21 protein-coding genes are annotated in these 16,828 nt (G+C 68.6%); 14 read left to right on the top strand and 7 right to left on the bottom strand.

Annotated elements, in window-relative coordinates; genetic code table 11:
- The first annotated feature begins 88 nt into the window (after positions 1–88).
- A complete protein-coding gene (locus FFS08_RS06665; RefSeq protein ID WP_171015326.1) occupies positions 89–385 on the top strand; it encodes a hypothetical protein in 297 nt (98 codons plus the stop codon).
- Positions 386–392: 7 nt separating this feature from the next.
- Here the strand turns inward: FFS08_RS06665 and FFS08_RS06660 are convergent, their stop codons facing one another.
- Positions 393–1,133 (bottom strand): SDR family oxidoreductase, encoded by a 741-nt coding sequence (locus tag FFS08_RS06660; protein ID WP_137863608.1) that lies wholly within the window; start codon positions 1,131–1,133, stop codon positions 393–395.
- Between the two features lie 97 nt (positions 1,134–1,230).
- Here FFS08_RS06660 and FFS08_RS06655 point away from each other — a divergent pair, with 97 nt between their 5' ends.
- The 8 genes from FFS08_RS06655 to FFS08_RS06620 all read left to right on the top strand — a co-directional run bounded on the left by FFS08_RS06655 (position 1,231) and on the right by FFS08_RS06620 (position 8,047).
- Positions 1,231–1,626: a winged helix-turn-helix transcriptional regulator gene (locus FFS08_RS06655; RefSeq protein WP_137863609.1), complete on the top strand. Its 396-nt coding sequence runs from the start codon at positions 1,231–1,233 to the stop codon at positions 1,624–1,626.
- Between the two features lie 39 nt (positions 1,627–1,665).
- Complete coding sequence (locus tag FFS08_RS06650) at positions 1,666–2,178, top strand: GNAT family N-acetyltransferase (protein WP_137863610.1); 513 nt, start codon at positions 1,666–1,668, stop codon at positions 2,176–2,178.
- Entirely contained in the window at positions 2,178–2,807 is a 630-nt protein-coding gene (locus FFS08_RS06645; protein WP_137863611.1) for a phosphoribosylanthranilate isomerase, read from the top strand. Before FFS08_RS06650 ends, FFS08_RS06645 begins: the two co-directional genes overlap by 1 nt.
- A gap of 90 nt (positions 2,808–2,897) precedes the next feature.
- Positions 2,898–4,157, top strand: a complete 1,260-nt coding sequence (trpB, locus tag FFS08_RS06640) for a tryptophan synthase subunit beta (protein ID WP_137863612.1) — start codon at positions 2,898–2,900, stop codon at positions 4,155–4,157.
- Entirely contained in the window at positions 4,154–4,942 is a 789-nt protein-coding gene (gene trpA, locus FFS08_RS06635; protein WP_137863613.1) for a tryptophan synthase subunit alpha, read from the top strand. The genes trpB and trpA overlap by 4 nt, the downstream gene beginning before the upstream one ends.
- Positions 4,939–5,793 carry an acetyl-CoA carboxylase, carboxyltransferase subunit beta gene (gene accD, locus FFS08_RS06630; protein ID WP_137863614.1) on the top strand — a complete coding sequence of 285 codons (855 nt, stop codon included), beginning with the start codon at positions 4,939–4,941 and terminating at the stop codon, positions 5,791–5,793. Before trpA ends, accD begins: the two co-directional genes overlap by 4 nt.
- A gap of 113 nt (positions 5,794–5,906) precedes the next feature.
- A complete protein-coding gene (locus tag FFS08_RS06625; protein ID WP_137863615.1) occupies positions 5,907–7,214 on the top strand; it encodes a bifunctional folylpolyglutamate synthase/dihydrofolate synthase in 1,308 nt (435 codons plus the stop codon).
- Positions 7,215–7,621: 407 nt separating this feature from the next.
- The gene (locus tag FFS08_RS06620; protein ID WP_137863616.1) at positions 7,622–8,047 is read left to right on the top strand and encodes a DUF6628 family protein; all 426 of its coding nucleotides are present in this window, start codon (positions 7,622–7,624) and stop codon (positions 8,045–8,047) included.
- Here FFS08_RS06620 and FFS08_RS06615 read toward each other — a convergent pair.
- Genes FFS08_RS06615 through FFS08_RS06605 form a run of 3 tightly spaced genes read right to left on the bottom strand, consistent with a single transcriptional unit; the run spans position 8,041 to position 10,960 of the window.
- Positions 8,041–8,529, bottom strand: coding sequence for a DUF2939 domain-containing protein (locus FFS08_RS06615; RefSeq protein WP_137863617.1), 489 nt, complete (start codon positions 8,527–8,529; stop codon positions 8,041–8,043). The two genes, FFS08_RS06620 and FFS08_RS06615, sit on opposite strands and share 7 nt — an antisense overlap.
- Positions 8,526–9,287 carry a tetratricopeptide repeat protein gene (locus tag FFS08_RS06610; protein ID WP_171012499.1) on the bottom strand — a complete coding sequence of 254 codons (762 nt, stop codon included), beginning with the start codon at positions 9,285–9,287 and terminating at the stop codon, positions 8,526–8,528. The genes FFS08_RS06615 and FFS08_RS06610 overlap by 4 nt, the downstream gene beginning before the upstream one ends.
- A complete protein-coding gene (locus FFS08_RS06605) occupies positions 9,287–10,960 on the bottom strand; it encodes an AmpG family muropeptide MFS transporter (protein ID WP_331484143.1) in 1,674 nt (557 codons plus the stop codon). The genes FFS08_RS06610 and FFS08_RS06605 overlap by 1 nt, the downstream gene beginning before the upstream one ends.
- 67 nt (positions 10,961–11,027) lie before the next feature.
- Here FFS08_RS06605 and FFS08_RS06600 point away from each other — a divergent pair, with 67 nt between their 5' ends.
- Together FFS08_RS06600 and FFS08_RS23400 are read left to right on the top strand one after the other, a co-directional pair.
- Positions 11,028–12,152 carry an aromatic ring-hydroxylating oxygenase subunit alpha gene (locus FFS08_RS06600; RefSeq protein WP_137863619.1) on the top strand — a complete coding sequence of 375 codons (1,125 nt, stop codon included), beginning with the start codon at positions 11,028–11,030 and terminating at the stop codon, positions 12,150–12,152.
- 77 nt (positions 12,153–12,229) lie between these two features.
- Positions 12,230–12,379, top strand: coding sequence for a hypothetical protein (locus FFS08_RS23400; protein ID WP_163827427.1), 150 nt, complete (start codon positions 12,230–12,232; stop codon positions 12,377–12,379).
- A 16-nt stretch (positions 12,380–12,395) separates the two neighbouring features.
- On the opposite strand, the gene FFS08_RS06595 is transcribed toward FFS08_RS23400, so the two are convergent.
- Positions 12,396–12,830, bottom strand: a complete 435-nt coding sequence (locus FFS08_RS06595) for a response regulator (RefSeq protein ID WP_137863620.1) — start codon at positions 12,828–12,830, stop codon at positions 12,396–12,398.
- 108 nt (positions 12,831–12,938) lie between these two features.
- Between FFS08_RS06595 and FFS08_RS06590 the strand changes: the two genes are divergently transcribed.
- Both FFS08_RS06590 and rsmD read left to right on the top strand, forming a co-directional pair.
- On the top strand, positions 12,939–14,111 hold the full coding sequence (locus tag FFS08_RS06590; RefSeq protein WP_331484146.1) for a pseudouridine synthase: 1,173 nt from the start codon (positions 12,939–12,941) through the stop codon (positions 14,109–14,111).
- Positions 14,108–14,656 carry a 16S rRNA (guanine(966)-N(2))-methyltransferase RsmD gene (rsmD, locus tag FFS08_RS06585; RefSeq protein WP_137863622.1) on the top strand — a complete coding sequence of 183 codons (549 nt, stop codon included), beginning with the start codon at positions 14,108–14,110 and terminating at the stop codon, positions 14,654–14,656. The genes FFS08_RS06590 and rsmD overlap by 4 nt, the downstream gene beginning before the upstream one ends.
- Positions 14,657–14,659: 3 nt before the next feature.
- On the opposite strand, the gene FFS08_RS06580 is transcribed toward rsmD, so the two are convergent.
- Both FFS08_RS06580 and FFS08_RS06575 read right to left on the bottom strand, forming a co-directional pair.
- Positions 14,660–15,148 (bottom strand): PDZ domain-containing protein, encoded by a 489-nt coding sequence (locus tag FFS08_RS06580; RefSeq protein WP_137863623.1) that lies wholly within the window; start codon positions 15,146–15,148, stop codon positions 14,660–14,662.
- Between the two features lie 95 nt (positions 15,149–15,243).
- Positions 15,244–16,500, bottom strand: a complete 1,257-nt coding sequence (locus FFS08_RS06575) for an MFS transporter (protein ID WP_137871824.1) — start codon at positions 16,498–16,500, stop codon at positions 15,244–15,246.
- Between the two features lie 125 nt (positions 16,501–16,625).
- On the opposite strand from FFS08_RS06575, the gene FFS08_RS06570 reads away from it, so the two are divergent.
- Positions 16,626–16,811 carry a hypothetical protein gene (locus FFS08_RS06570; protein WP_137864699.1) on the top strand — a complete coding sequence of 62 codons (186 nt, stop codon included), beginning with the start codon at positions 16,626–16,628 and terminating at the stop codon, positions 16,809–16,811.
- Positions 16,812–16,828 lie beyond the last annotated feature (17 nt).

Here is a 16,828-nt window from a genome sequence, read left to right as displayed (position 1 = left end):
CTCCGACACCTCCCGCATCTATAACGGCTTCTGCGCGCCGGACCCGCCCCTCGCCGACATGGTCAAACGGCGCGATGGCGCGAAACGTGTGGCGGTGCCGAATTGCGACCGCGCCGAAGTCCTCCATGGAAAGCAGGTCGCGTTCTTCCGCAAGGGCAGGGAGAAGCCGGTACTGGTCTTCCAGGGTCATCCCGGCAACGAGACCGACATAACGATGGACAGGATCGTGGTGGACGAAGCAACGGCTCAGCCCACCACCAATGGGCGTTGCCGCTTCTACGGCAGCGCCGAAGGCGGCGTGGCGATGATCGTTTGCTTCGCAGCCTATGGCGACGGCGACAACAAGCGCGGCGCCGTCGCCATGATGCACGTCACCACGGGCTGAGCGCGCCTTAGCCGTTCAGCGCGGCGAACACCTGGTCATATTCCCCCCGCCTTTCGGCGAAGCGCAGGAACTTGACTCGCTCGGTCAGATTTTCCTGCGCACCGGCCTCCAGCTGCGCCATGGTCTCGGCGATATAGTCGGCGAGCGGCATCGAATTGGGGTTCTGGGCATGGCCGGGCATCAGGTCGGTCGCCACGGCCGGCGGGGCGATCTCGATCACTTCGACATTGGTGCCGCGGAGCTGATGGCGCAGCGACTGGCTCCAACTGTGGATCGCCGCCTTGGTCGCCGTATAGGTCGCCGTGGCAGTGAGCGGCACGGAAGCCAGGCCCGAGCTGACGGTCAGCACCGCTGCCCTGGGCCGGGCGAGCAGGTGCGGCAGCAGCGCGGCGTTGAGGCGCAGCGGCCCGAGCAGGTTGGTGGCGACCGTCGCCTCCGCGATGGCCAGGTCCGATCCCGGTGCGACGAGATCCTCGGCCTGCATGATCCCGGCATTGTGGATCACGGCGTCGAGGTCCGGATGCGCGGCGACGATCTCGCGGGCGAAGCGGGCGATGTCGTCCGCATCGGCGACGTCCAGCGTCGCGGTGGCGATGCCCGGGTTGGCGGCGGCGACTTCCTCCAGCGCGCCGGCGCGGCGGCCCGAGACGATCACCTTGTTGCCCCGCGCATGCAGCGCCTCGGCGAGCGCGCGGCCGATGCCCGAGCCGCCGCCGGTGATCAGGATGGTGTTGCCGGTCATGTCCATGATTGCGTCCTCCGAACGATGTGGACGCCAGATAGGGACGCGTGGTACCCATTGGGGAGTAGGCACCCAAAATATTCATACGCACCTTCTGGAAACTATGGCCACCGCATATCATCCCCACGCCTATCCCGACGATCTCGATCCCCGGGTCGAGGCGCTCGTCACCGAGATCATTGGCCGCGTCGCCGACAAATGGACGATGATCGTGCTCGAGGCGCTCACCGCGCATGGCGAGCTGCGCTTCTCGAAGCTGCGTGCCGAGTGCGGCGGGATCAGCCAGAAGATGCTCACCCAGACCGTCCGCCAGATGGAGCGCGACGGGTTGCTGATCCGCACCGTCCATCCGGTAATCCCGCCGCGCGTCGAATATCGGCTGACCGATCTGGGCGGCAGCCTGGCCGAGGCATTCTGCGGAGTCTGGGTTTGGGCGGCCCGCAACCTGGAACGGATCGAGGCATCGCGCGCCGCGTTCGACGCGCGGGGCACGGACTGAGGCTTGCCAAAGGCGCCCCGGCGTCCGACAGAGCGGCGCATGCCCGAAACCGTGACGATCCGCCCTGCCACGCGCGACGACCTGCCCGCGCTCCACCCGGTGATCGAACGCGCCTATCGCGGCGATGCGGCGCGCGGCGGCTGGACGCATGAGGCGGACCTGATCACCGAGGGCACCCGCACCGATCTCGCCACGCTGACCGTCATCGTCGACGATCCCAGGCAGCGCCTGCTGATCGCGGATACCGGCAATGGCCTGCTCGGCTGCGTCCAGGTGACCGCCAGGGACGAGGGCCTCGCCTATCTCGGCCTGCTCTGCGTGGACCCCACGCTCCAGTCGGCCGGGCTCGGCAAGCGACTGGTCGCCGCCGCCGAAGACTGCGCGCGCGCCGCGTTCGGCGCCAGCGCGATGGAGATGACGGTGATCGACACGCGCGCCGAACTGATCGCCTTCTACGCGCGTCGGGGCTATCGCAACTCGGGCGAGAAGCGCGACTTCCCGGTACCGCTCGACCCGCCGCTGTTCATGGACGTGCTGGTCAAGGACCTCTGATGCCGGTCACCGCCAAGATCTGCGGCCTGTCCACGCCCGAGACGCTCGATGCCGCCATTGCCGGCGGGGCGAGCCATGTCGGCTTCGTGTTCTTCCCGCCTTCGCCGCGCAATGTGAGCTTCGACCAGGCGCGGGCGCTGATCCAGCGCGTGCCGTCGCATATCGGCACGGTCGGCGTGTTCGTCGATCCCGACGAGGCGCTGCTCTCCGCCGCGCTTTCCAGCGGCATCGGGGCGGCACAGCTGCACAAGACCGCGCCGGGCCGTGCGGCGGCCATCCGCATGCGCGTGCCCGTCTGGGCAGCGGTGGCAGTGAAGACGCGTGCCGATCTCGACCGGGCCGCGGCATATGGGGGTGCGGCCGACCGCATCCTCTACGACGCCAAGACTCCCGAGGGCGCCGCACTTCCCGGCGGCATGGGCCTGCGCTTCGACTGGAAGCTGCTTGAGAACATTCCCCAGCCGCTGCCCTGGGCACTTTCGGGCGGCCTCGATGCGGGCAATGTCCGCGAGGCGGTGAGCGTGACCGGTGCCAGGCTGGTCGACGTCTCCTCGGGTGTCGAGCACGCGCCCGGCGTCAAGGATGTTGCCAAGATCGCCGCATTCCTCCAAGCGGTGGCGCAATGTTGAGGCTGTTCGCCCCTGTCCGCATCGGATTCCGATGGCGTTGATCGCTAGCCCCCAAGCCAGCGCCCGCCATCCGAACCCATGAGAGATGCAATGACCAACACTGCCACCTTGCCCAATTCCCTGCGCAACCTGCCCGATGAGAAGGGGCATTTCGGCCAGTTCGGCGGCCGCTTCGTCGCCGAGACGCTGATGCCGCTGATCCTGGACCTGGAGCGCGAATATCGCGCGGCCAAGGCCGATCCGGCGTTCCAGGCAGAATTCGACGACCTGCTCGAACATTATGTCGGGCGCCCGAGCCCGCTCTATTTCGCCGAGCGGCTGACCGAGCATTATCGCCAAGGCGCCGCTCCCGGCCCAAATGGAGAAAAGCGGGGCGCGAAGATCTATTTCAAGCGCGAGGAACTGAACCACACCGGCGCGCACAAGATCAACAACTGCATCGGCCAGATCCTGCTCGCCCGCCGCATGGGCAAGACGCGGATCATCGCCGAGACCGGCGCGGGCCAGCACGGCGTCGCCACCGCCACCGTTGCCGCCCGGTTCGGCCTGCCCTGCGTGATCTTCATGGGCGCCAAGGACGTCGAGCGGCAGAAGCCGAACGTCTTCCGGATGAAGCTGCTCGGCGCCGAGGTGCATCCGGTGACGAGCGGCGCCGAGACGCTCAAGGATGCGATGAACGAAGCCCTTCGCGATTGGGTCGCCAACGTCCACGACACATTCTACATCATCGGCACCGCGGCGGGCCCGCACCCCTATCCGGAACTGGTCCGCGACTTCCAGAGCGTGATCGGCACCGAGGCGCGCGCGCAGATCCAGAAGGCCGAGGGGCGCCTGCCCGACCTGCTGATCGCCGCGGTCGGCGGCGGATCGAACGCGATCGGGTTGTTCCACCCCTTTCTCGACGATGCCGGCGTGGCGATGATCGGCGTGGAGGCGGCGGGCCATGGCATCGAGACCGGCCAGCATGCCGCCAGCCTGACCGGCGGCGCGCCGGGCATCCTGCACGGCAACCGCACCTATCTGCTCCAGGACGAGGACGGCCAGATCACCGAGGCGCATTCGATCTCGGCGGGGCTCGACTATCCGGGCATCGGCCCCGAGCATAGCTGGCTGCACGAGAGCGGCCGGGTCGAGTATCTGCCCGTTACCGACCAGCAGGCACTCGACGCCTTCCAGCTCTGCTGCAAGCTGGAGGGTATCATCCCGGCGTTGGAATCCTCGCACGCCCTCGCGGCCCTGGAGGCCAAGGCGCGGGAAATGCGCGACGACCAGATCATCGTGGTCAACGTCTCGGGCCGCGGCGACAAGGACATCTTCACCGTGGCCGATGCGCTGGGGGTGAAGCTGTGAGCCGTCTCTCCGCCGCCTTCCCCGCCAATCGCGCCGCGCTCGTCACCTTCGTCACTGCAGGCGACGGCCCCACCGGCGAAGTCCTCGATGCGCTCGTCGCGGGCGGCGCGGACGTGATCGAACTGGGCATGCCGTTCACCGATCCGATGGCCGACGGCCCGGCGATCCAGGCGGCGAACCTGCGCGCGCTCGCCAGGGGCACCCGCACCGCCGACGTGCTGGCGATCGTCAAGAGCTTCCGCCTGCGCCATCCGGACGTGCCGCTGGTACTGATGGGCTATGCCAACACCATGACCCGGCCCACCCCCACGGCCTTTGCCGAAGCGGCGGCCCGGGCCGGCGCGGACGGCGTGATCATCGTCGACATCCCGCCCGAGGAGGCCGGCGAGGTCGCGCCCTTCGTGGCGAACGGGATCGACGTGATCCGCCTCGCCACGCCCACCACCGATGCCGCGCGCCTGCCGGCGGTGCTCGCGGGTGCGAGCGGGTTCCTCTACTATGTCTCGGTCGCCGGGATCACCGGGCTGCAACAGGCGGCCCAGGCCTCGATCGAAGACGCCGTGGCGCGGCTCAAGGCCGCGACGGACCTGCCGGTGGCGGTCGGCTTCGGGATCCGCACGCCCGAGCAGGCCAGGGCGATCGCCCGGGTGGCCGATGGCGTCGTCGTCGGTTCGGCGATCGTGGAACTGGTCGGAAAACATGGGGTAGATGCGCCGGAGCACGTCCGCGCCTATATCCACTCCCTCAAGACGGCCGTGGAAGCCGCAAGGAAAGAAGTCGCATGAGCTGGATCGATCGCGTCCGCAACGTTCTCGCCTTCACTCCGAAGAAGGAAACTCCCGACAATCTCTGGCACAAGTGCAAGGGATGCGGACAGATGACCTTCATGAAGGAGCTGGAGGCCAACCAGCATGTCTGCCCGCATTGCGATCATCATGATCGCATCGGCCCGGCCGAGCGCTTCCAGTATCTGTTCGACGAGGGCAGCTATACCGTGCTGCCCAGCCCCAGGGTGGCCGAGGATCCGCTCAAGTTCCGCGACCAGAAACCCTATCCGGCGCGCCTCAAGGCCGCGCGAACCAGCACCGGCGAACAGGACGCCTTCCTCAATGCCTCGGGCACGATCCTCGGCCGCAAGGCAGTGATCGGCGTGCAGGACTTCGCCTTCATGGGCGGCTCGATGGGCCAGGCCGTGGGCGAGGCGTTCATCCAGGGCGTCGAGGCCGCGATCGCGGCGCGGGCGCCCTATATCGCCTTCACTGCCTCGGGCGGCGCGCGCATGCAGGAAGGCATACTCTCGCTGATGCAGATGCCGCGCACCACCGTGGCGATCGAGATGCTCCACGATGCCGGCCTGCCCTATATCGTCGTGCTGACCGACCCGACCTCGGGCGGCGTGATGGCCGCCTATGCGATGCTGGGCGACGTCCAGATTGCCGAGCCGCGCGCAATGCTCGCCTTCACCGGCCGCCGCGTGATCGAGAACACGATCCGCGAGAAGCTGCCCGACGATTTCCAGACCTCGGAATATTATCGCGAGCACGGCCTGATCGACATGGTCACCCATCGCAAGGAGCTGCGCGAGACGCTCGGCCAGCTGATCGGGCTGCTGTGCGAGGGGAAGAAGGCGGCGTGAGCGGGTTTCCCTCTCCCCTTCGGGGGAGAGAGTCAGGGAGAGGGGCAAGCGCACTGCGTCCTCGCCAGGCCCCTCTCCCCGGCCCGCTCCCGGCAAGCGGAGAGAGGGAGTAGATGGCCGACCACGCAATCTCCGCCGATCCGGGCGTCCAGCGCCAGCTCGACCGGCTGACCGCGCTCTCGCCGGGAGCCGACATTCTCGGCCTGGAACGCATCGCTCGCCTGCTCGAGCGCGTCGGCAGTCCGCAGCTCGCACTGCCGCCCGTGCTCCATGTCGCCGGTACCAATGGCAAGGGCTCGACCTGCGCCTTTCTGCGTGCCGCGATCGAAGCGGCGGGGATGCGCGCGCACGTCTATTCAAGCCCCCACCTCGTGCGCTTCAACGAGCGCATCCGCCTTGCCGGCGAACTGATCCCCGACGCTATGCTCGCGCCCCTGCTCGAGGAAGTGCTTGATGCCGGCGGCGATATCGGCGCGAGCTTCTTCGAAGTGACCACGGCCGCCGCCTTCCTCGCCTTTGCGCGGGTGCCGGCGGATGCGCTGATCCTCGAGGTCGGCCTGGGCGGGCGGCTCGACGCGACCAACGTCGTCGCGCGCCCGGCGGTGACCGGCATCGCCCAGCTCGGCATCGATCATCAGGCCTTTCTGGGCGACACGCTGGAGAAGATCGCCGCGGAGAAGGCCGGGATCGCCAAGCCCGGCGTGCCCCTGGTAACGATGCGCTACGCCCCGCAGATCGCCGAGATCGTCGCAGCCGCCGGCGCGCCGGTATTCGCGCAAGGAACGGCCTGGGATTTCGAGTTGCGCGGCGACCGGCTGCACTACGGCGATGCCCGGGGAGCGGTGGAGACCCCCCTTCCAGCCCTTGCCGGACCGCATCAGCCCGCCAACCTCGCCCTTGCCATCGCGATGCTGCGGCACCAGCGGGTTCTGGCCGTGCCCGCAGAAGCGCTCGCCGCGGCCCCGCGGAACGCCCGCTGGCCCGCGCGCATGCAAAAGCTGAGCGACGGCCCCTTGCGCCGTCTCCTGCCGGCGGACAGCGAATTGTGGCTCGACGGCGGGCACAATGAAGCCGCCGCTGCCGCCGTCAGCGCTACGCTGGCCCAGGTCGCACGGGGGCGGCCGGTGCGGCTGGTCCTCGGCATGCTCGCCAACAAGGACGTACAGGGCCTGCTTGCGCCGTTCGCGCCCCTCGCGTCGGGACTGCACGCGGTGCCGGTGCCCGGGCACGAGCACCATGCCCCCGCGCGCCTCGCCGAAGTCGCCCGGACGCTCGGCATCCCGCATGCGGCAATCGCGCCCGACGTGCCGGGCGCTCTCGCCGCCATCGCGCGCGCGGGCGGCGCGCCGGTGGTGCTGGTACTGGGGTCGCTTTATCTGGCCGGAACCGTGCTCGAAGCGAATGGCGAGCTGCTCGCCTAGGGTGAGGACTAAAACAAGTATCTGATTTTCCTACGTCATCCCCGCGCAGGCGGGGATCCAGGGCCACGCGAGGAGCCGAAGTGGTGGCGTGCAGCCCTATCCGGACGGCGTTCGCGCGGTGGTGCCGATATCCCGCATTACCCTGGATCCCCGCCTGCGCGGGGATGACGATTGAAGGAATATAAGTCCCCAGCCTAGGCCGAAGACTCTATCCTTCCCTCGTCATCCCGGTCCGGAACGGACCAGCCGCCCATTCATGGGCACCATGCCCCCAGCCCTGGGTGTCCCTTCGGCACATTGCGAGCCGTGCTTCGCCCGCGACGAGCCGCCATCGCATTTCGCCCTTAATGCGATTGACTATCAATAGCGGATACGCGAGATTTCCGATCACAGCGATCGGAGTCCTCATGACCGTCAATGCCACGCTCACTGCCCTGCCCGAACTCCAGCCCGAGGATCCCGGCGCACGGCTGCTGCTGTTCGGGGTTCGCCAGATGGGTGCGCACGGCATCCATGATGCGTGCACCGCCCATGCCTTCGTCACGGCGTTCGGCAAGAGCTTCCGCCGCCCGCTGGTGCTGCTGCGCGCGCTGATGCAGGAGATGTCGGCAGTCTCGGCCGGGCCGATCCAGATCGCGCCCTGGTGCTGCGCGCGGATGACCGGCGCGGAAGCCGCGCTGCTCCAGGTGCTCGGCCGCGTGCGTACCCAGCCTCAGGTCTCGGCGGTCCTGCTCGCCGACATGCTCGGCGTGCGCGACGCGACCGGCGTGCTGATCACTGCCCATGCCCTTGCCAACAGCTTCGCCGACATGGGGCTTGCGCTCGATCAGTGAAGCGCGTCGGGCGGCAGCCTGACGTCGGTCAGTATCCAGCTGGCGCCGTGCAGGCGGAACTCCAGCGCCGCCCCGTCCCCGCGCGTAAGCAGGAAGCGTCCGAACGCAACTCGGCGATAGCGCATCTCGCTCGCCTTGAGCCTGATCGTACCCGGGCGCGACGTCTCGGCGAGCGGCGCCGCCGCGAAGATGAAGCGCATGCCTTCCGGCGAGACTGCCGCATCAACCATCGTATCCGCGATCCCCGCACGGACCAGCGCGCCCAGCACGCCGCCGCCCTCGCCGCCCGCCCGCGCCGACAGCTGGGCCTTCACGCTTTCCCGCACGGTCGGGAAATCGATGTGGCGCGCCAGCGCGTCGATGTCGCGCGCCTCGGCCGCGCGCTTCATCTGCCACAGCGTGTAATAGGGCGATCCCCATATCCAGCCGCCGCCGGCGAGCAGGATCAGGACCATCAGCGCGATCAGCCAGCGCTTCTTCACTCCGTCACTCCCTTCGAACGGAGCGCGGCGAGTGCCTCCATTGCCCAGCGATACATGTCCGCCTCCGCCGCGCGCTGCTGGCGATCCATGCGTTGCATGCGCTTCTCGACTTCTTCCAGCACCACCAGCGCCTTGCGGTCCCAGCCCTGCTCGATCAGCAGTGCGGCGTAGCGGCAGCGCGCCTCCTCGCCCGGTATCCGCGTGACGACATCGGCATAGAGCTCCAATGCGTCCTCCTTGCGGCCGAGATGGGCGAGCAGCTTGGCACGCAACAGGATCCGATTGTCCCGCTCGCTCTGGCCGACCGCCTCGGGGATGGCGTTCAGCAAGGCCAGCGCCTCCACGCCTTGCCCGGTCTCGTAGAGCGAATTGGCGAGCTTGCCTCGGGTGCGGGCATCGGGTTCGCCGGCTGTCATCCGAATCGATTCGCGATAGAGCGGCACCGCTTCGCCGTGCCGGCCGAGCCCGGCCAGGGCATCGGCGGCCCTAAGCCGGTTGGCGGCGGTGTCGGCCAGGTCGAGTGCATCCCGGGCGGCGCGCAGCTCGCGCTCGGGGTCGAGCGCCGCCACGGCCCTTGCGCGCGCGGTGCGCACGTGCCGGTTCTGGCCCAGGCCGGGCAGGATCTCGACGAAGAAATAGGCGATCGCGCTGACCACCGGCAGGAAGATCAGCGCGGTCACCCATATCGGGTTGCCGCCGCGCCGCATCAGGTGGACGATGCACGCCACCTGCAAGCCGATGATCAGCAGGAAGGGCATCAGGCGCTTGCGCTTTCCGGCGTGCCTTCGGGCGTGGAGACGATCGGCTCGCCCTGGGGCAGCGGCGCCGGACGCCACCATTCGATCAGCACCAGCACCACTGCGATCATGCCGAGCCCGGCAGTCACATAGAAGATGTTGGCATAGCCGTGCTTCTCGATCGCCTCGCCCACCGCGGCCCGGCCGAGCGCGCCGACGAGGAAGGTCATCGAGGAGAGCAGCGCATATTGCACCGCGCTATATTCGCGCGACGTGATCGAGGAGATGTAGGCGATGAAGGCCGTCCCCGCGAGGCCGCCGGCGATATTCTCGCCCGAGATCGCCAGCATCAGCCGGATCATCCGCGGATCGATGCCGATATGGTCGAGGAAGAACAGATGCGCGAACCCGTCGATCCATGGCCCGCCGAGCGCCAGATCGGCATAGAGCAGGTTCGACGCCGCCGCGACGATGCCGCCCACCAACAGGGTCGGCAGCCGGCCGATCGAAGCGAGCATGAAGCCGCCGATCGCCACGCCCAGAATCGTCATCATCACCCCGAACACCTTGGAGGCAAAGGCGACCTGGTCGTTCGTGTAATGCAGGAAGTCGAGATAGAAGGGAAAGGCGAAGGGCGCCCAGATCGAATCGGCGATCCGGTAGAGCAGGATCAGCGCAAGGACGAGGATCGCGCCCCAGCGCAGCCGCTGGACGATCTCGGCAAGCGGCAGGATCAGCGCGCGATAGCTGTGGTTGGCGGCGGCCCGGAGCGCGCTCGGCGCGCGGTCGATCCCTTCGACGTGCCGCGGCAGCCGGTTGGTCCAGCCCGCGACCAGCGCCGGCAGGATGACGGTCGCGACGATGATCCACGGCCCCCAGACCTGAGTGAACGCGCCGGCCGACGGCGCCGGCACGCCCGGCACGGGCGGACGCAGCGCCGCGATCATGAAGCTGCCGAGCATGTAGATCGCCCAGGCCCAGCAGACGGCAACGATCCCCAGCGCGACGGCGCGCTGGCCGGCGGCGGGCACCGAATGGCCGGCCAGCGGCGAAGCTTCGTCGGCGGCGTTCCGCTCGGCCTCGGGCGTGAACAGGGTCATCGCCAGCGCGCCGATCATCACGCCGCCGAAGCCGATATAGACGGTCGGCCAGCTCAGCCGCGCCGCCAGCACCAGCGCCAGGGCGCCGCCGGTGAGCGCCGCCAGCCGGTTGCCGAGCTGGTAGATCGCCGAAAGCAGGTCGACCGTCGCCGATTCGTCGGCGATCTCGATGCGCCAGGCGTCGATCACGACATCCTGCGTCGCCGAGAGAAAGGCCGCGATCACCGCCAGCCCGGCGAAGCTGCCGATCGCCGTCAGCGGATCGGTGAACGCCAGCCCGCAGAGCAGCACCGCCAGTCCGGCCTGGCAGAGCACCAGCCAGGAACGGCGCCGGCCCAATTGCCCGATCAGCGGCAGCCGCGCGCGATCGACCAGCGGGGACCACAGGAATTTGAAGGCATAGGCCAGGCCGATCCACGAAAGCACGCCGATCGTGGCCAGGCTCACCTTGAGCTCGCCCAGCCATGCGTTGAGCGTGCCGATCAGCAGCACGAAGGGCAGGCCCGACGCGAACCCCAGCACCAGCATCGCCGCCGTCTTGCGGTTGCGCATCGCCGCGCGCAGCAGCGCCCGGCCTTTCAATTTGTCGCTCACCTTGCACCCTCGCTGTGTTGGGTGGAAACTAACCGAAAATATCGGGAAGGCCAGAGGAGAGCATGGCATGAACGCGCCGACCGAAGGACAGCTGGCATTGGCGGGAGCCCTTGCCCGGGGCGGATCGCGCGGCGAGGGCGCGATCGCGCACGTCACGGCCTCGGTCTATACCAGCGCCGAGCGCTTCGCCGCCGAGCAGGCGCGCATCTTCGCCCGGGCGCCGCTCGTGATCGCCCCTTCCGCGCTGCTCCCGGAACCGAACATGGCGATCCCGCATGACGGCTTCGGCAAGCCGCTGCTCGTTACACGCGACAAGGCGGGCCAGGCACATGTCTTCCTCAATGTCTGCCGGCACCGCGGCACGCGGCTGGTCGAGGGCTGCGATCCGGTGAAGGGCGGGCGGCTGGTCTGCCCCTATCACGCCTGGACCTATGCGCTCGACGGCCGGCTGGTCGGCCTCCCCCGCCCCGACGCCTTCCCCGGGCTCGACAAGCAGGAATACGGCCTCAGGCGCCTGCCGGCGCACGAGGCGGGCGGGCTCATCTGGTTCTCCTTCGCCGAGGACGCAGATTTCGCCGAGGCGGAGACGCTGGCGCGCGATTTCGAAGCGTTCGACCTGGCCGGCCAGCACCTGTTCCGGCGCCGTACCCATGCGGTGCAGGCGAACTGGAAGCTGATCATGGACGCCTTTCTGGAAGGCTATCACATCCAGCGGCTCCACGCCGACACCATCGCGCCCTTCTTCAAGGACGGCGTCTCCACCGCCGATGCGATCGGCCCGCACCAGCGCTCGGCAGTGGGGCGCGAGGCTGCGCTCGCCGCGCTTTCCTCCAGCGACTGGGCGACGCTGCGCGCGGCGATCACCTATACCTATCAGATGTTCCCCGGCACGGTGCTGGTGGTGAGCCCCGACTATATCAACCTGATGGTGCTGATGCCCCAGTCGGAGGGGCGCGTGCTGGTCGAGGATTTCATGCTGATCCCCGAGCCGCCCGCCACCGAGAAGGCACGCGCCCACTGGGAGCGCAGCTGGGAGTTGCTCGACGGCGGCGTTTTCGCCGCGGAGGACTTCCGGGCCTGCGAGCTCGGCCAGCAGGGCCTGGCCTCGGGCGCGGTCGAACGCGTGACGCTCGGCACGCTCGAACTCGGCATCCGCCACTTCCACGATGCGGTCGACACCCGGCTCCGGTAGAATCCGGAGAGGATTTTCGCAGGATTTCGGACCCCGCGCCTCGGGCCTATCTATGAGGTAGGTCGAGAGGATCCCCCATGCCGCTTCGATTGCCGCCCCGAGAACTGCTCGATGTCTCCGACGAAAACCGACTGCCGCGCGGCACCGGATTGCTGATCGCGTTCGGCATCGGCACGGTGAGCTGGGCGATCGTCGTCGCCGCTGCGCTGATCCTGCTGCGCTACTAGGCTTGACCCGTGCCCGCTAGGCGGCGCTCAGGAACAGGCTGAAACTGCCCGGCAGCCGCCGGGGCACTCTGGCGCCCTCCAGCACTGCCTCGATCGCTTCGATTGCCGCGAGCAGATCGCGCTGGGGATAGGGCTTGGCGAGGCATCCCGCCGCCAGCGCCCGCGCTTCCTCCGGGAAACTGCCCGTCACGAACAGCACCGGCAGCCCGCGGCCCTGCGCCGCGCGCGCCACTTCCACGCCGCTGCCGTCGGCCAGGCTCACATCGGCCAGCACCAGGTCCAGCGCCGCATCCAGCGCGATCACGCGCAGCGCCTCGGCCACCGTGTCCACGGTCGCCGCAACGGCGAAGCCCTCGCCCGTCAGGAAATGTTCCGTGTCGAAGGCCACCAGCGGCTCGTCTTCCGCCACCAGGACACGCTCGATTCGCCGCTTCTTCCGCCCGAACAACATCTCGCCTGAAAACCCGCCAAGCCACTGAACCCGAGGCGCTAACGCGCCAATCCCTTTCGAGGGCGCAATAATTTTTGAAGCGACCGCCACAATCGCTATATCGCCAGCGTGTCATCATCCAATACCAAAGAACCGCAGCGCATCGCCAAGCTGCTGGCCCGTGCCGGAATCGCGTCGCGTCGCGACATCGAGCGCATGATCGCGGACGGGCGAATCGCCCTGGACGGCAAGGTGCTCGATACGCCCGCGACGCTGCTCGCTTCGCTGCGCGGAGTGACGGTCGACGGCAAGCCGGTCGCCGCCCCGGCGCCGGCGCGCCTGTTCCGCTATCACAAGCCCGCCGGCCTGCTCACCACCGAGCGCGACCCCAAGGGCCGCCCGACCATCTATGACCGCATGCCCGAAGGGCTGCCGCGGGTGATGCCGGTCGGCCGGCTCGACCTGAGCACCGAAGGGCTGTTGCTGCTCACCACCGACGGCGAGCTGAAGCGCGAGCTCGAGTTGCCCGCCACCGGCGTGGAGCGCAGCTATCGCGCCCGCGCCTATGGCAACGTCACCCAGGCGCAGCTCGAATCGCTGATGCTCGGCGTCGAGATCGAAGGCGTGCGCTACGGCCCGATCAACGCCAATATCGAGCGGCGTACCGGCGCAAATGTGTGGATCGAGCTGACCCTGACCGAAGGCAAGAACCGCGAAGTGCGCCGCGTGCTCGAATATCTGGGGCTCGAAGTGAACCGGCTGATCCGTACGCGCTACGGCCCCTTCTGGCTGGGCGACATGCCCGCGGGCGATGTCGACGAGATCCGCCAGCACGACCTGATCACCTTCCGCACCGTCCTGTCCCGGCCCGGCGGCGGCAAGGCGGCCTCGAACCTCCAGTTCGCGGTCCGCTCGCGCGCGGTCGAGCCGGCACCGCGGCCCAAGCCGGTCGCCGCGCCGGGCAGCCGCGAGCCCGAGGGACGCCGCAAGATCGCGAAGCCCGAGGCGAAGAGGCCGGTCTTCACGGCGCGCGTCACGCCCAAGGCAAGGGACGAGGCCATGGCCGACGGGTCTCGTCAGCCGGCCAGGCCGGGGCCCCGCAAGCCGCGCGAGGACGGTGTCGCCAAGCCCGCCCGCGCTGCACGCGCGCGTGCGCACCGCGAGACGCTGGAACCGCGCCCCGGCGATTTCGTCGACCGGCCGCGGGGTCCGCGCGGTGCCGGCAAAGCCACCGGCCGTCCCGGCCCCGGGCGTCCCAGACCCGGCGGCAAGCCCGCCCGTCCGCCGAGGACGCGCAAATGAGGATCGTCGCCGGGGAATGGCGCGGCCGTCCGCTCGTCGCGCCCAAGGGGGATACCACCCGTCCCACTGCGGACCGCACGCGCGAGGCGTTGTTCTCGATGCTTGCCAGCCGCATCGGCAGCTTCGAGGAACTGGCGGTGGCCGATCTGTTCGCAGGCTCCGGCGCGCTGGGCCTGGAGGCCTTGTCGCGAGGCGCGGCCTCCTGCCTGTTCGTCGAGCAGGACCGCACAGCGCTCGATGCGCTGCGGGCCAATATCGCCAAGCTGGCCGCGAAAGGCGCGGAAGTGCGCGCCGGTTCGGTACTGACTCTCGGCCCCGCCCGGGCGCCGCTCGACCTGATCCTGATGGACCCACCCTATGGCACCGGCGCGGGCAGCGTCGCGCTCGACAAGCTCGGACGGCTCGGCTGGGCGGGGCCCGGCACCTGGATCAGCATCGAGACCTCGCGCGACGAAATGCCCGACGTGGCCGGTTTCGTGGCGGACGTCAGTCGCGTGCACGGCAAGGCGCGGCTCACGCTGTTGCGCGCCGCGCCCGCCGCCTGAACGCTAGAACCAGGGCGCCAGCGTGTAGCCGACCTCCTGCTGCACGCCCCCCCGCTCGATCCTGAGCGATACCTGCTTGCCCGGTGCTCCGCCCGCCGCGCGCAGGATCGCGCCGATATTGTCGCCGACGATGATGTCGCCCTTGCGGATACCCGCCCTCGCCGCGGGGCTGCCGGTGCCGATATCGTCCACGACGATGCGACCCTTCTCCCATTCCAGCCATAGCGCGCCGAGCGGATAGCCGTGGCGGGGCCGAGCCGCGCCGTTCGGTGTCGCATAGAGCAACCCCGCCGAGACGTCGGTGGTCAGATGGAGTTGCGAAAGCAGGCTCAAGCCCATCAGCCCGTCATTGCGACCCTCGCTGAGCGTGCCCGGCTTGTTCACCGTCACCAGCAGATCCGGGAACACGAAGGGCCCAATCTTGATCCGGCCGGCACGATAGATCCGGGTCTGAACATGGCCGCCGGCCCCGATGCCCCCGGCGGAACTCACCGCATAAGGCCTGTCGCTTGCCCACAAGCCGCTCTTCGCCGCGGCGCGGCCGTTCAGGGGCGCTTTATTCACCGAAGATGACGAAATGAAGTCGATTACTTGTTCCTGATCAATATCAGGCCGACCAGGCTGAGCATCCCCGCGCCGGCGAGATAGTAACCGACCCAGGCCAGTCCGCCCTGTTTCACCAGCGTCTCGGCGATCATCGGCGTAAGCCCGCCACCCAGGATGCCGCCAAGGTTGAAGGTGACGGAGACGCCGGTGTAGCGCACCCGCGCCGGGAACAGGCTGGGCAGCCAGCCGCCCAGCGGGCCGTAGACGAAGCCCATCACGAACAGCGCGAAGGCGAGCCACGCCGCGACGCTCGCCAGCGATCCCGGCACCAGCAGCAGCGCCATCGCCATGCCGACCGGAATGGTGAAGACGCAGCCGAAGATGAGCACCGAATTGGCCGTGCGCCGGTCCGCGCTGATCCCCGCCGTGACGATGCCGGCGGCCATGAACAGGATCGCGAGCAATTCCACCGCCAGGAAAGTCTCGCGGTCATAGCCCAGCGTCTTGGTGCCGTAGCCGATGATGAACACGGTGGAGATGTAGAAGAGCGCGAAGCAGGCGACTGTGCCCATGGTGCCGGCAAAGGTGGCGAGCGCGCTGGTGCGGAACAGTTCGCCGATCGGCACGGCCGGGGGCGCTTCCTTCTCGGTCGCGGCGACGAATTCGGGCGTCTCGGTGATCTTCAGCCGGACCCACAGTCCCAGGAACACGAGCACCGCGCTGGCGAGGAACGGCAGGCGCCAGCCCCATTCGCGGAACTGCGCATCGTCCATCACCGCGCCGAGAATCAGGAAGAAGCCGTTGGCAAAGATGAATCCCACCGGCGCGCCCATCGGCGGGAAGCTGCCATAGCGATTGGCCCAGCCCGGCGGCGCATTCTCCACTGCCAGCAGGCTCGCCCCGCCCCATTCGCCGCCCAGCCCCAGCCCCTGCCCGAAACGGAGCAGGCAAAGCAGCAGCGGCGCCACCCAGCCGATCATGGCATAGCCGGGCAGGAAGCCGATCAGCACGGTCGAGATGCCCATCAGCATCAGCGAAGCGACCAGCGTGGATTTGCGCCCCATCCGGTCGCCGAAATGGCCGAACACCAGCCCGCCCAGCGGCCGGGCGAAGAAGGCGACGGAGAAGCTGGCATAGCTGGCGAGCTGGCGGATCCAGGGTTCGCTGGCGGGGAAGAACAGATCGGGGAACACGATCGCCGCCGCCGTGGCGTAGATGTAGAAATCATAGAACTCGACCGAAGTGCCGACCAGGCTGGCGAACAGGATGCGGCGGTGCGATGCGGCGGCTTTGGTCATGCCCTCTCCCCTTTGGCCTCTTCCTTGGATCGAACCGCCGCAAAGGGGAAGCCCGTTCATCGGCAGGACAGTTTCGCCCGCGTACCGGTGCCGCCATCGGGTCACCGGCATCAGGGAGAACGGCGATGCGCGAATCGGCAGGCAGACGGCTGGCATATGCCGTGCTGTTCGCAGTGCTCGCCGGGTTCGTCGTGGCCTTCTGGAACCCCATCGACCATTTCAAGGCCGATCTGCGCGCCGATGGCCAGGGCTTCAAGTTCAGCATCGAGCTGGCGGCTCACCTGCTCGAACTGGGGGCGAGGCGGCTCTGATCCGCGCCCTCCTCCCG

Source organism: Sphingomonas sp. 1F27F7B (assembly GCF_005503355.1).
In the GTDB taxonomy this organism is placed as follows: Bacteria; Pseudomonadota; Alphaproteobacteria; order Sphingomonadales; family Sphingomonadaceae; genus Sphingomonas.
The sequence above is the reverse complement of the archived record's forward strand: the minus strand, read 5'-3'. Positions and strand labels throughout refer to the sequence as shown.

Excerpts from the sequence above, each read along its gene's own strand:
- rsmD (WP_137863622.1), top strand. The coding sequence starts at position 14,108 with ATGAGGATCGTCGCCGGGGAATGGCGCGGCCGTCCGCTCGTCGCGCCC.
- accD (WP_137863614.1), top strand. The coding sequence starts at position 4,939 with ATGAGCTGGATCGATCGCGTCCGCAACGTTCTCGCCTTCACTCCGAAG.
- FFS08_RS23400 (WP_163827427.1), top strand. The coding sequence starts at position 12,230 with ATGCCGCTTCGATTGCCGCCCCGAGAACTGCTCGATGTCTCCGACGAA.
- FFS08_RS06650 (WP_137863610.1), top strand. The coding sequence starts at position 1,666 with ATGCCCGAAACCGTGACGATCCGCCCTGCCACGCGCGACGACCTGCCC.
- FFS08_RS06655 (WP_137863609.1), top strand. The coding sequence starts at position 1,231 with ATGGCCACCGCATATCATCCCCACGCCTATCCCGACGATCTCGATCCC.
- FFS08_RS06570 (WP_137864699.1), top strand. The coding sequence starts at position 16,626 with ATGCGCGAATCGGCAGGCAGACGGCTGGCATATGCCGTGCTGTTCGCA.
- FFS08_RS06600 (WP_137863619.1), top strand. The coding sequence starts at position 11,028 with ATGAACGCGCCGACCGAAGGACAGCTGGCATTGGCGGGAGCCCTTGCC.
- FFS08_RS06595 (WP_137863620.1), bottom strand. The coding sequence starts at position 12,830 with ATGTTGTTCGGGCGGAAGAAGCGGCGAATCGAGCGTGTCCTGGTGGCG.
- FFS08_RS06645 (WP_137863611.1), top strand. The coding sequence starts at position 2,178 with ATGCCGGTCACCGCCAAGATCTGCGGCCTGTCCACGCCCGAGACGCTC.
- FFS08_RS06620 (WP_137863616.1), top strand. The coding sequence starts at position 7,622 with ATGACCGTCAATGCCACGCTCACTGCCCTGCCCGAACTCCAGCCCGAG.
- trpB (WP_137863612.1), top strand. The coding sequence starts at position 2,898 with ATGACCAACACTGCCACCTTGCCCAATTCCCTGCGCAACCTGCCCGAT.
- FFS08_RS06625 (WP_137863615.1), top strand. The coding sequence starts at position 5,907 with ATGGCCGACCACGCAATCTCCGCCGATCCGGGCGTCCAGCGCCAGCTC.
- FFS08_RS06660 (WP_137863608.1), bottom strand. The coding sequence starts at position 1,133 with ATGGACATGACCGGCAACACCATCCTGATCACCGGCGGCGGCTCGGGC.
- FFS08_RS06610 (WP_171012499.1), bottom strand. The coding sequence starts at position 9,287 with ATGCCCTTCCTGCTGATCATCGGCTTGCAGGTGGCGTGCATCGTCCAC.
- FFS08_RS06575 (WP_137871824.1), bottom strand. The coding sequence starts at position 16,500 with ATGACCAAAGCCGCCGCATCGCACCGCCGCATCCTGTTCGCCAGCCTG.